This is a genomic window from Streptomyces himalayensis subsp. himalayensis (genome assembly GCF_013778455.1).
Classification (GTDB): Bacteria; Actinomycetota; Actinomycetes; order Streptomycetales; family Streptomycetaceae; genus Streptomyces; species Streptomyces himalayensis.
On record NZ_JACEHE010000047.1, the window covers coordinates 13188 to 24882 of the forward strand.

General features: G+C 70.3%; 12 protein-coding genes. 10 read left to right on the forward strand and 2 right to left on the reverse strand.

What is annotated here, in order from left to right; all coding sequences use genetic code 11:
* Positions 1-382: 382 nt before the first annotated feature.
* The gene (locus tag H1D24_RS38485; RefSeq protein WP_181662399.1) at positions 383-556 is read right to left on the reverse strand and encodes a hypothetical protein; all 174 of its coding nucleotides are present in this window, start codon (positions 554-556) and stop codon (positions 383-385) included.
* Positions 557-876: 320 nt separating this feature from the next.
* Between H1D24_RS38485 and H1D24_RS38490 the strand changes: the two genes are divergently transcribed.
* From H1D24_RS38490 to H1D24_RS38505, 4 genes are all read left to right on the forward strand, one after another.
* On the forward strand, positions 877-1530 hold the full coding sequence (locus H1D24_RS38490; protein WP_181662400.1) for a response regulator transcription factor: 654 nt from the start codon (positions 877-879) through the stop codon (positions 1528-1530).
* Between the two features lie 8 nt (positions 1531-1538).
* The gene (locus H1D24_RS38495; protein WP_181662401.1) at positions 1539-2786 is read left to right on the forward strand and encodes a sensor histidine kinase; all 1248 of its coding nucleotides are present in this window, start codon (positions 1539-1541) and stop codon (positions 2784-2786) included.
* Positions 2787-3205: 419 nt separating this feature from the next.
* Positions 3206-3502 carry a DUF4193 domain-containing protein gene (locus tag H1D24_RS38500; protein ID WP_053655247.1) on the forward strand — a complete coding sequence of 99 codons (297 nt, stop codon included), beginning with the start codon at positions 3206-3208 and terminating at the stop codon, positions 3500-3502.
* A 13-nt stretch (positions 3503-3515) separates the two neighbouring features.
* On the forward strand, positions 3516-4439 hold the full coding sequence (locus H1D24_RS38505) for a hypothetical protein (protein WP_181662402.1): 924 nt from the start codon (positions 3516-3518) through the stop codon (positions 4437-4439).
* Between the two features lie 161 nt (positions 4440-4600).
* On the opposite strand, the gene H1D24_RS38510 is transcribed toward H1D24_RS38505, so the two are convergent.
* Entirely contained in the window at positions 4601-5068 is a 468-nt protein-coding gene (locus tag H1D24_RS38510) for a DUF3093 domain-containing protein (RefSeq protein ID WP_181662403.1), read from the reverse strand.
* 81 nt (positions 5069-5149) lie between these two features.
* On the opposite strand from H1D24_RS38510, the gene H1D24_RS38515 reads away from it, so the two are divergent.
* From H1D24_RS38515 to H1D24_RS38540, 6 genes are all read left to right on the forward strand, one after another.
* Positions 5150-5734, forward strand: coding sequence for a PaaI family thioesterase (locus tag H1D24_RS38515; protein WP_181662404.1), 585 nt, complete (start codon positions 5150-5152; stop codon positions 5732-5734).
* On the forward strand, positions 5731-6264 hold the full coding sequence (gene dut / locus H1D24_RS38520) for a dUTP diphosphatase (protein WP_181662405.1): 534 nt from the start codon (positions 5731-5733) through the stop codon (positions 6262-6264). Before H1D24_RS38515 ends, dut begins: the two co-directional genes overlap by 4 nt.
* Position 6265: 1 nt before the next feature.
* Positions 6266-7030 (forward strand): DUF3710 domain-containing protein, encoded by a 765-nt coding sequence (locus tag H1D24_RS38525; protein ID WP_181662406.1) that lies wholly within the window; start codon positions 6266-6268, stop codon positions 7028-7030.
* 681 nt (positions 7031-7711) lie between these two features.
* Positions 7712-10261 carry a DUF4118 domain-containing protein gene (locus H1D24_RS38530; protein ID WP_181662407.1) on the forward strand — a complete coding sequence of 850 codons (2550 nt, stop codon included), beginning with the start codon at positions 7712-7714 and terminating at the stop codon, positions 10259-10261.
* A gap of 163 nt (positions 10262-10424) precedes the next feature.
* Positions 10425-11141, forward strand: coding sequence for a response regulator (locus H1D24_RS38535; RefSeq protein WP_181662408.1), 717 nt, complete (start codon positions 10425-10427; stop codon positions 11139-11141).
* A gap of 152 nt (positions 11142-11293) precedes the next feature.
* A complete protein-coding gene (locus H1D24_RS38540; RefSeq protein ID WP_181662409.1) occupies positions 11294-11692 on the forward strand; it encodes an OB-fold nucleic acid binding domain-containing protein in 399 nt (132 codons plus the stop codon).
* The last annotated feature ends 3 nt before the right edge of the window (positions 11693-11695 follow it).

The following is an 11695-nucleotide window of genomic DNA, read 5'->3' on the forward strand; positions in this document are numbered from 1 at the left end:
ACGGTGGCGCGTTTCGGGCACGCGCGCGGCTTGCCGCTAGTGGGTGGTTCGCGACGTGTCGGTGGGTGGGTCGGGGCCGCGCCGGGATGTACTCCCCCAGGCCCTTGAGGCACTGGGGGAGAAGCCGAGAGCTTGGGGGAGGGTGGGCACAACCCACGACGACGGGTGCCTGCCCGGTACCGAACCACCGGCGGGGGTGGGCGCAGCCCACGACGGCGGGCCCGCGGCTGGGACCCGGACCCCGGCGTGGGACCCGCGCCCCGGCGTGGTGGGCGCAATCCTCGACGGCTGGTTCCCAAGAGCGCGCGGCGCCGACGGCAGTCGCCTCCGCACGCGAGAGGGCCCCGGCAGCCGACTGCCGGGGCCCTCTCCTGCAAGCGGTTCAGGCGCGCAATGCGCCGACCTCCACGCCGTGCTCGGCGGCCAGGCGGCGCAGGTCGTCCAGCTCGCCCTGCTCGACCTCCGCAAGGAAGTCGTCGCCCGTCTCTCGAGCCCGGGTCAGATCGGACTCGGTCGCCCTTATGCGCTGCAGAAGTCCGGTGGTGAAAGCGTCCATGCTGCGCCCCTCGTCCTGGGTCGTGGGTCGGTGGCACGGGGGTGTGCCCTTGGAAGGGGCGATCACGGCTCTCGTCGCTCTGCGGAAAGCGATCGGTGGCACGCCACATACAAAGCGTGATCGCGGGTGTGAGGTCGTCTTCCCCCACCGGACTTCCGGGGAAACATGCCTGACGCGAGAAAAATCGCGCATTCCTGTGAGCACACCCGTCTTACAGCCGGTTTATGGCCGAAAGAGGCAGGATGGAGGCCTCATCCCACGACGGACCGTGCCCGCGTGCGCCCTTGGGCCTTGCGGGTGACACAGGAAGGACAAGCGACGTGCGCGTACTCGTCGTCGAGGACGAGCAGCTGCTCGCCGATGCGGTGGCCACCGGACTGCGCCGGGAGGCCATGGCCGTCGACGTCGTGTACGACGGTGCTGCCGCCCTGGAACGCATCGGAGTCAACGACTATGACGTGGTCGTCCTCGACCGCGACCTTCCGCTCGTCCACGGTGACGACGTGTGCCGCAAGATCGTCGAGCTCGGTATGCCGACCCGCGTCCTGATGCTCACGGCCTCCGGCGACGTCAGCGACCGCGTCGAGGGCCTGGAGATCGGCGCCGACGACTACCTTCCCAAGCCCTTCGCGTTCAGCGAGCTCACCGCGCGCGTGCGTGCTCTCGGACGCCGTACGAGCGTCCCGCTGCCGCCCGTCCTGGAGCGCGCCGGCATCAAGCTCGACCCCAACCGCCGCGAGGTCTTCCGCGACGGCAAGGAGATCCAGCTCGCGCCGAAGGAGTTCGCGGTCCTGGAGGTGCTCATGCGCAGCGAGGGCGCCGTCGTCTCCGCCGAGCAGCTGCTGGAGAAGGCATGGGACGAGAACACGGACCCCTTCACCAACGTCGTGCGCGTCACCGTGATGACGCTGCGCCGCAAGCTCGGTGAGCCCCCCGTCATCGTCACCGTTCCCGGCTCCGGTTACCGGATCTGAAGCCCTCCATGGCCACTACGCCTGCGCCGCCCGCGGCGCCACCGAAGCCCACCTGGGACCCCCGACGTCCCGAACCCCCGTTCCCGTGGCTGCGGCCGACCATCCGGATACGGCTCACGCTGCTCTACGGCGGGATGTTCCTGATCGCCGGCATCCTGCTGCTGTCGATCATCTATCTGCTCGCGGCCCAGGCGCTGAACGTCGGCAACGAGCCACCGTTCAAGATCGTCGGTGGTACCGACATCAAGGTCTCGAGCCATTACTGCCCCGAGGTGGCCAGCGGCGAGCTGTCGCTCGACGAGTTCAACTCCGCGATCAGTACCTGCATCGACCACCAGCGCCAGGCCGCTCTGGACAACCTGCTCAGCCGCTCACTCCTCGCGCTGCTCGGCCTCGCCGTGATCGCCTTCGCCTTCGGGTACGCGATGGCGGGCCGGGTGCTCTCACCACTCGGCCGGATCACGCGTACCGCGCGCCAGGTGGCGGGCAGCGACCTGTCCCGGCGTATCGAGATGGACGGTCCGGACGACGAGCTGAAGGAGCTCGCGGACACCTTCGACGAGATGCTGGAGCGTCTGGAGCGGGCCTTCACGGCCCAGCAGCGCTTCGTCGGCAACGCGTCGCACGAGCTGCGCACGCCGCTGGCGATCAACCGGACCCTGCTCGAGGTGCAGCTCTCCGATCCGAGTGCGCCGCCGGAGCTGCAACAGCTTGGCAAGACCCTGCTCGCGACCAACGAGCGCAGCGAGCAGCTCGTGGAAGGCCTCCTGCTGCTGGCCCGCAGCGACAACCAGATCGTGGAGCGCAAGCCGGTCGACCTCGCGGAGGTCGCCTCGCGCGCCATCGAGCAGGTGCGGGAGGAGGCTGTCGCGGGGGGTGTCGAGATCCGCGGAGAACGCGCGCCGGCCGTCGTCCAGGGCAACGGCGTCCTGCTGGAACGGATCGCTCTGAACCTCGTCCAGAACGCCGTTCGCTACAACGTCCCCGAAGGGGGCTGGGTCGAGGTCACCACGGAGGCACAGCACGGCCAGGCGGTCCTGGTGGTGTCCAACACGGGCCCGGTCGTGCCCGCGTACGAGATCGACAACCTCTTCGAGCCGTTCCGGCGGCTGCGTACGGAGCGGACCGGCAGCGACAAGGGTGTGGGGCTCGGCCTGTCGATCGCGCGGTCGGTGGCGCGTGCCCACGGCGGCCGCATCATCGCGGAGCCACGCGAGGGAGGTGGGCTTGTGATGCGAGTCACACTCCCGGTGTGAGAGAGTCGCCGCGACACGCCGATGAACCGTGTCGCCGGCGACACGCCGGGGCTGTTCGCTTTGCGCGGAATTTTCAGGACGTGTGCCGGACTGGATCGTGTGTGATCGATCACAGGAGCAGATTTCCGGCCATATACTCTCCGTGATCAAGAATCCCGTCGGAAAGCCGGGAACGTGGGGGTTTTCGGGGGTCCTGATCACGGGAAGTACACGGGGTGGCGCCCGTGAAGTGCAACATTCGGACCGTGTACGGTCGCGATCGCCATCCAAGCCGATCACTCATGGGGAGTCCGGTTGGGTGTCGATTGAGTAACAGACCTTGATGTGAGGCAAAATCTCCGCCTCGGGTCGGGCACAAGTCCGGCCTCTCACGCGTTACGTGCGCTGAGACACCACAGAACCCAGAGGGGGAGAGCGAAATGGCAACGGATTACGACACCCCACGCAAGACCGATGACGACGTCGACTCTGACAGCCTTGAAGAACTGAAGGCCCGCCGGAACGACAAGACGACTTCCTCGGTCGACGTAGACGAGTTCGAGGCCGCCGAAGGCCTTGAACTGCCCGGAGCGGACCTCTCGAACGAGGAGCTGGCCGTCCGGGTCCTGCCGAAGCAGCAGGACGAGTTCACCTGCATGAGCTGCTTCCTGGTCCACCACCGCAGCCAGCTGGCACGCGAGAAGAACGGCCAGCCGATCTGCCGCGACTGCGACTGAGGCGGACTCGGCCGTGACAGGCTCGACTCCGCCCTGGAAGCGCCGCTTCCGCTCTGCGGAAGCGGATGGTGGCCCGTCTGACGGCGTGCATGACGACGAGCGAGGCCGTAAGGCCTCGGCCTCGCTCGAAGCCCCCCACTTGGGCAGCCCGCCGGCCGTCGGCATGACGGGGGCCCTGGAGAGGGCTGACGACGTCTCGGCAGGGGACGTCGAGACGCCTCCGGCCAGGCGCCGATCGACCGCCGTCCGAGAGGGCGTGCGCAAGAGCGGCAGCCTTGCCAAGGCCGGCCTGGGCTTTCTCGCGGACCGGATCATCGAGATCGCCCCGCGCGTCCCGGTACGCGACCTGGCGACTCTCCGGAAGCAGTTCCCCGGACTGACCCCCGAGGAGCTCGCGGACAAACTGGTCGCCGGAGCGGCCAAGGCGTCCTCCACCGTGGGTGCGGGCGTCGGTGCGGCAGCGATGCTGCCTGTACCGCCGGCGATGCCCACCGAGCTGGCCGCCGAGATCACCGGTGTCGCGGCGATCGAGCTGAAGCTGATCGCCGAGCTCTACGAGGTCTACGGAGTGCGCCCGCCCGGCAACCTCAGGGAGCGCAGCGCCGCGTATCTGACGTCGTGGACGGAGGAGCGCGATGTCGACGTCAAGAAGCCGGCGACGCTCGCTGGCGCCTTCGGCGGCCCCATGAAACTCCAGCTACGCCAGCAGATCATGAAGCGGATGGTCAGGAACCTTCCGAGCCTGATGCCCTTCATGGTGGGTGCGGCCGTCGGTGCGCTCATGAACCGCCGCGACACCAGGAGGCTGGCCGAGCACATCCGCAGGGACCTTCGCAAGCGTCAGGTGCCCTGGGACGAGCTGCCGCAGCTGCCGCCTCTGGAGAAGCCGGCCGATGCCATCGTGGTGGGCGAGCTTCCGAAGGAGCTCGGCCACTGAGCTCGCGCCGGGGCCGCGCAGGACTCTCGCCGGCACTCGCTGACGAGGTGCCGCACATTCGTGCCCTGCAGGGGCACGGCACCCCCATCGCCTGGGGGCACCTCGGGGCACCCCCAGCGGTAGCTGGGGAGGAACGACTGCCCACAACGGGGCGTCCCTCGCTACGACGCCCGTACCGCCGTAAGTGCCGCTGACAGGCGTTCCGGGTGGCGCGTCGACAGATACAGGTAGGGCGTCGGGTCCTCGGGGTCGGTGACCTCGACGCGCAGTGCCGTCGGAATGTAGCCGCGCAGGAGCATGAAGGCGCGGGCGTCCGCCTTGTGGGTGCGCCAGGCCTGGGCCTCGTCCTCGTCCAGGATCTCCGCCTCACCGAGAGCCGACACCGGAATCTTCGCGTCCCCGGCGATCAGCAGACCCCCGACCACTCGGATGCGGACCGAGCCGTACGAACTCACCACCACCGCCGCGGCCGCCGTGCCGCCGACGAGGCCGCCCAGCAGCGGCAGCGTGCCGAACGGCAGCAGGATGAGCGCCAGCGAGATCCCGACCAGGACGGAGACCACCCACCAGAAGCGGGGTGCGGTGAGGCGTTCTTCGTAGGGCGATGCGGAGGGTGCGGAATGCTGCATGCAGCCAAGCTTGGCACGGTGACGGGAAGGGGCCGAGGCCAGGGCGGTCGGGGCGGGATACTCCGGGTAAGGTCTGCGCCTGTGAGTGGTACATCTACGGGCCTGATGCCGCCGGCCGACGCCGTGACCCCCGTGCGGCACCCCGAAGCGCCGGCTCCCGGGGAGCTGCTTGGCGCGCACTACGGACAGTGTTTCGGCTGCGGCGCCGGGCAACCGCACGGGTTGCAGCTGGAGGCCCGCGCGGGCGACGGCGTGAGCGTCACCGCCGAGTTCACCGTACGGCCCGCCCACCAGGGTGCTCCCGGCCTCGCGCACGGCGGTGTCCTGGCCACCGCGCTGGACGAGACGCTGGGCTCGCTGAACTGGCTGCTGCGCGTCGTCTCCGTGACGGGCAGGCTGGAGACCGACTTCCTGCTCCCCGTGCCCGTCGACACGGTGCTGTATCTGGAGGCCGAGGTCACCGCCGTTGCCGGCCGGAAGATCTACTCCACCGCCACCGGCCGGATCGGCGGCCCCGACGGGCCGGTCGCGGTCCGCGCCGACGCCGTCTTCATCGAGGTCAAGGTCGACCACTTCATCGAGAACGGCCGCCCTGCGGAGATCCGGGCCGCCATGAACGACCCGGACCAGATCCGGCGCGTCCGCGCCTTCGAGGTGAACCCGTGACCCCCGCCGCCCGTGAGCCGCTCGTCGTGCAGATCCGTCGTATCGACCCGGACGTTCCGCTTCCGGAGTACGCACATCCCGGTGACGCGGGGGCCGATCTGCGGACAACCGAACCATGCGAACTCGCCCCTGGTGAGCGGGCTGTTCTCCCCACCGGGGTGGCGGTGGCGCTTCCCGAGGGGTACGCGGCCTTCGTGCACCCGCGTTCCGGTCTCGCGGCCCGTTTCGGTGTGGCGTTGGTGAATGCCCCAGGGACGGTGGATGCCGGGTACCGTGGGGAGATCAAGGTGATCGTGGTGAATCTCGACCCGCGCGAGTCCGTGCGGTTCGAGCGCTTCGACCGGATTGCTCAACTGGTCGTCCAACAGGTCGAGAAGGTGCGCTTCCAGGAGGTGGCGGATCTTCCCGACTCGGCGCGGGCCGAAGGGGGCTTCGGTTCCACCGGCGGTCATGCCGCCGTGGGCGGCGCGGATGGGCACGTGGGCGGGAATCGATACGCTTCGGTCGTATCCGACCGGGAAGGACAGTGACGTGTTCGGACGTCGCAAGAAGAGGGGTTCCGCCGAGGACGCGGCGGACGCGGCGAGCGAGGCCGAGCAGGTCGTCGACGTCGACGCGGCGGACGAGGCGGAGGCGGAGCGCGTAAGGCTCGAGCCCGCGCCGCGCCCCGACGGCCCCTGGGACAGCTCCGAGGTACGGGATCCGGCCGAGGGCCGCGTGGACCTCGGTGGTCTCTTCATCCCGGGTGTCGAGGGCATGGAGCTGCGCGTGGAGGTCGCGGGCGACGCGATCGTCGCCGCGACCGTGGTGCTGCGGGACAGCGCGATCCAGCTGCAGGCCTTCGCCGCCCCCAAGCGCGAGGGCATCTGGCGCGAGGTCCGCGAGGAGATCGCCTCCGGCATCACCAAGCAGGGCGGCGTGATCGACGAGATCGAGGGACCGCTCGGCTGGGAACTGCGCGCACAGGTGCCGGTGCAGCTGCCGGACGGCACGGGCGGCTTCCAGGTGGTCCGGTTCGTGGGTGTCGACGGGGCGCGCTGGTTCCTGCGCGGAGTGATCTCCGGACAGGGCGCGGTGCAGCCGGGGACCGCCGGCCTTCTCGAGCAGATCTTCCGGGACACCGTGGTCGTCCGCGGGGAGGGCCCGATGGCGCCCCGCGACCCGATCGTCCTGAAGCTGCCGAACGACGCGCAGATGGTGCCCGAAGGAGTTCAGCAGGAGGACCAGAGCGGCTCGCGTTTCTCCGGCGGCATGGGCCAGCTCTCGCGCGGGCCCGAGATCACCGAGGTGCGGTGACGCTTCGCGCACGCGTGTAGTCGCGCCGGGCCGATGGGCCGCACCCCTGCACCGGGGTGCGGCCCATCGGCCTTCCGGCGCGAGAGCGGTCCGCTGGCGGGGGCTTGTGGCTGCGCGGCGAGCGTGCGGGCCGGGGCGGGCTGGTACGCGCGCCGTTTCGTCCGGTGTCGGCGCCGCGCGGGGATGTACGCCCTCAGTGCCTCAAGGGCCTGGGTGGTACCCCCAGGCCCGGCGCCGAGCTGTTGTCGTCGGACGGCTCCGGAGGATTGCGCCCGCCTCCCCGTGCCTCAAGGGCCTGGGTGAGTACCCGCCGCGGGCGCACATCCTGGCGCGTCCCCTTCGGCGCGCTTGAGGCTGCTGCCGGGTGGTGGGGCTCGACGCGACGCCGCGTTCCTCCCGCTGGCCACCGACGACGAGACGGAGCTGGAGGGTCCGCGCCGCCTCGGCCCGTCGCTTCAGGGGGACCGGCACCCGGGATGGGCCCTGCCGGGGTCCACATCGCGGGCGGGCGCGACGAGTGATGCCCGCGGTCCCGTATCAGGGTTGCGTCAAAGACTCCCCGTGCCCTGCTGTCCAGCCCGTATGCCGTGATTCCTGGCGGTACCGTCTGGTCGAGGCCGACTGGAGCACACCGGAGCGCTGACCGGGGTGTCCGCGGCCGTCACGGAAGACAATGGGGCCATGGGACGCGGCAAGCTTCGGATATACCTCGGTGCGGCGCCGGGCGTGGGCAAGACGTACGCCATGCTGTCCGAGGCGCACCGGCGCGTGGAACGGGGCACCGACTGCGCGGTCGCCTTCGTGGAGCACTATGGCCGGCCGCGCACCGAGGTCATGCTGCACGGCCTGGAGCAGATCCCGCGCAAGGAGCTGGCGTACCGCGACACCGTCTTCACGGAAATGGACGTGGACGCCGTCCTGGAGCGCGCCCCGGCCGTCGCCCTGGTCGACGAGCTGGCCCACACGAACATCCCCGGCTCGCGCAACGACAAGCGCTGGCAGGACGTCGAGGAGCTGCTGGCGGCGGGCATCCATGTCGTCTCCACCGTCAACATCCAGCACCTCGAGTCACTGGGTGACGTCGTCGAGTCGATAACCGGCGTACGGCAGCGCGAGACCGTGCCGGACGAGGTGGTGCGGCGCGCGGACCAGATAGAGCTGGTCGACATGTCGCCTCAGGCGCTTCGGCGCCGCATGGCACACGGCAACATCTACAAGCCCGACAAGGTCGACGCGGCCCTGTCGAACTACTTCCGCCCCGGCAATCTGACGGCCCTGCGCGAGCTGGCCCTGCTGTGGGTGGCGGACCGGGTGGACGAGTATCTGCAGGAGTACCGCAGCGAGCACCACGTCTCGAAGATCTGGGGCTCGCGCGAGCGGATCGTCGTCGGTCTGACGGGCGGTCCGGAGGGCCGTACGCTGATCCGGCGCGCCGCCCGCCTGGCCGAGAAGGGTGCGGGCGGCGAGGTACTCGCGGTCTACATCGCCCGCAGCGACGGGCTGACGTCCGCCTCCACCAAGGAGCTGACGGCCCAGCAGACCCTCGTCGAGGACCTCGGCGGCACGTTCCACCACGTGATCGGCGATGACATCCCCTCGGCGCTGCTGGAGTTCGCCCGCGGCGTCAACGCCACGCAGATCGTCCTCGGCTCCTCGCGCCGCAAGGCCTGGCAGTACGTCTTCGGGCCCGGAGTCGGCGCCACCGTCGCCCGCGAGTCCGGGCCCGACCTGGACGTGCACATCGTCACCCACGAGGAGGTCGCGAAGGGGCGCGGGCTGCCGGTGGCGCGGGGCGCGCGCCTGGGCCGGTCCCGGATCATCGCGGGCTGGCTGGTGGGCGTGGCCGGTCCGGCACTGCTGGCCCTGCTGCTCACACATGTCGAAGCGGATCTCGGGCTCGCCAACGACATGCTGCTGTTCCTGGCGCTGACGGTGGCCGCGGCGCTGCTCGGCGGGCTGTTCCCGGCGCTGGCCTCGGCAGCGGTCGGGTCCCTGCTGCTGAACTGGTTCTTCACACCGCCGCTGCACCGCCTCACGATCGCCGACCCGAGGAACATCGTCGCCATCGGCGTCTTCTTCGCCGTGGCCGTCTCGGTCGCCTCCGTCGTGGATCTGGCGGCCCGCCGCACCCACCAGGCGGCGCGGCTGCGGGCCGAGTCGGAGATCCTGTCGTTCCTGGCGGGCAGTGTGCTGCGTGGCGAGACGACGCTCGACGCCCTCCTCGAGCGGGTGCGCGAGACGTTCGGCATGGAGTCGGTGGCGCTGCTGGAGCGCGAGAACGACGTCGCGCCGTGGACCTGCGCGGGCAGCGTGGGCGCGCGGTCGCTGCTGGTCCAGCGCCCGGAGGAGGCGGACGTGGACGTGCCGGTCGGCGACCACATGGCGCTGGCGCTGTCCGGACGCGTCCTGCCCGCCGAGGACCGCCGGGTGCTTGCCGCGTTCGCCGCACAGGCCGCGGTCATCCTGGACCGGCAGCGGCTCGAGTCCGAGGCCGAACAGGCCCGGGCGCTCGCCGAGGGCAACCGCATCCGCACCGCGCTGCTGGCCGCCGTCAGCCACGACCTGCGCACTCCGCTCGCCGCCATCAAGGCCGCCGTCACCTCGCTCCGCTCGGACGACGTGGCGTGGTCGGAGGAGGACCAGGCCGAGCTGCTGGAGGGCATCGAGGAGGGCGCCGACCGGCTCGACCACCTGGTGGGCAATCTGCTGGACATGTCGCGGCTGCAGACCGGCACCGTCACCCCGCTGATCCGGGAGATCGACCTCGACGAGGTGGTGCCGATGGCGCTGGGCGGCGTACCGGAGGACAGCGTGGACCTGGACGTTCCGGAGAGCCTGCCGATGGTGGCCGTCGACCCGGGGCTGCTGGAGCGCTCGGTCGCCAACATCGTCGAGAACGCGGTGAAGTACAGCTCGGGCCGACAGCCGGTCCTGGTGGCAGCCAGTGCGCTCGGCAACCGGGTCGAGGTGCGCGTGGTGGACCGTGGCCCGGGCGTGCCGGACGAGGCGAAGGAACGCATCTTCGAGCCCTTCCAGCGCTACGGTGACGCTCCCCGCGGCACCGGCGTCGGCCTGGGCCTCGCCGTCGCCCGCGGCTTCGCCGAGGCCATGGGCGGCACGCTCAACGCCGAGGACACTCCCGGGGGCGGCCTCACCATGGTGCTGACCCTCAAGGCAGTCGTGGGCCGCCCGCAGATCGGTCCCCGCCTTCCCGCGGAGGCCGCCTCGTGACCCGGCACGCGCACGGGACGGAACGTCCGCTTGATCGCTTCAGCTTGATCTCGTCAGCTCGTCATCTCACGGCGGCATCCGGCCCGCACGACCTCCGCACGAGATGACCTCACGACCGCCGCAGCAGAAGCACGACCGCCGCAGCAGAAGAAAGGCAGGCCCCATGCTGCACTCATCTGGGGGAGACCCCAAGGCCCCCACGAGGGTGCTCGTGGTCGACGACGAACCCCAGATCGTCCGCGCGCTCGTCATCAACCTCAAGGCGCGCAAGTACGAGGTGGACTCGGCCTCCGACGGCACCGGCGCACTCCAGATCGCCGCCGCCCGCCACCCCGACGTGGTCGTGCTCGACCTGGGTCTGCCCGACATGGACGGCGTCGAGGTGATCAAGGGACTGCGCGGCTGGACCCGCGTACCGATCCTGGTCCTGTCCGCCCGCCACAGCTCCGACGAGAAGGTCGAGGCGCTGGACGCGGGCGCCGACGACTACGTCACCAAGCCCTTCGGCATGGACGAGCTGCTGGCCCGGTTGCGCGCCGCCGTCCGCCGCGCGGAGCCTGTCGGGGCCGGCGATGACGAGGTCGTCGTGGAGACCGAGGACTTCACCGTCGACCTGGCCGCCAAGAAGGTCAACCGCGGTGGACGCGACGTGCGCCTGACCCCCACCGAGTGGCATCTGCTCGAGGTCCTCGTACGCAACACCGGCCGCCTCGTCAGCCAGAAGCAGCTGCTCCAGGAGGTCTGGGGGCCCTCCTACGGCACTGAGACGAACTATCTGCGCGTCTACATGGCCCAGCTGCGCCGCAAGCTGGAGGCGGACCCGTCGCATCCGCGGCACTTCATTACGGAGCCGGGGATGGGGTATCGGTTCGAGCGGTGAGCTCCCACCCGGGGCGGGGTGCCGGTTCGAGAGAGGTGCCGACCGGGTATCCGAGCAGGAGAGCGCGCAGACGAGCACCTGTTCCTCCCCCAGTGCCCCAAGGGCCTGGGAGGTACCTTCCAGTGTCACAGCCCCCCGGTAGGCTTCCTGTCATGAGTGCTGACCCTCGTTCCGAAAAGCCGGCGGGCCGGTTCCGGCGCATGCTCGACCGGCTTTCCTCGTCCCAGGAGGACCTGGAGTCGGAGGAGCTGCGCGAGGACGCCGACACCGCAGGCTGTACGCGTATAGGCGACTGTCACGACCGCCAGATAGTGACGGTTACTGGTACCTTGCGCACGGTCACCCTGCGACCGCGGGCCGGGGTCCCGGCCCTGGAGGCGGAGCTCTTCGACGGCTCCGCGGCCCTGGACGTGGTGTGGCTCGGCAGGCGCTCCATCGTGGGAATCGAACCGGGGCGCAAGCTGATCGCATCGGGCCGGATCTCGATGAGCCGGGGCCGCCGGGTGCTCTTCAACCCGAAGTACGAACTCAGACCGCTCGGACGGGAGTAGCCG

Bases quoted from the DNA above. Each gene is read 5' to 3' on its own strand.
- H1D24_RS38485 (WP_181662399.1), bottom strand. From the start codon at position 556: ATGGACGCTTTCACCACCGGACTTCTGCAGCGCATAAGGGCGACCGAG.
- H1D24_RS38495 (WP_181662401.1), top strand. From the start codon at position 1,539: ATGGCCACTACGCCTGCGCCGCCCGCGGCGCCACCGAAGCCCACCTGG.
- H1D24_RS38500 (WP_053655247.1), top strand. From the start codon at position 3,206: ATGGCAACGGATTACGACACCCCACGCAAGACCGATGACGACGTCGAC.
- H1D24_RS38510 (WP_181662403.1), bottom strand. From the start codon at position 5,068: ATGCAGCATTCCGCACCCTCCGCATCGCCCTACGAAGAACGCCTCACC.
- H1D24_RS38530 (WP_181662407.1), top strand. From the start codon at position 7,712: ATGGGACGCGGCAAGCTTCGGATATACCTCGGTGCGGCGCCGGGCGTG.
- H1D24_RS38535 (WP_181662408.1), top strand. From the start codon at position 10,425: ATGCTGCACTCATCTGGGGGAGACCCCAAGGCCCCCACGAGGGTGCTC.
- H1D24_RS38540 (WP_181662409.1), top strand. From the start codon at position 11,294: ATGAGTGCTGACCCTCGTTCCGAAAAGCCGGCGGGCCGGTTCCGGCGC.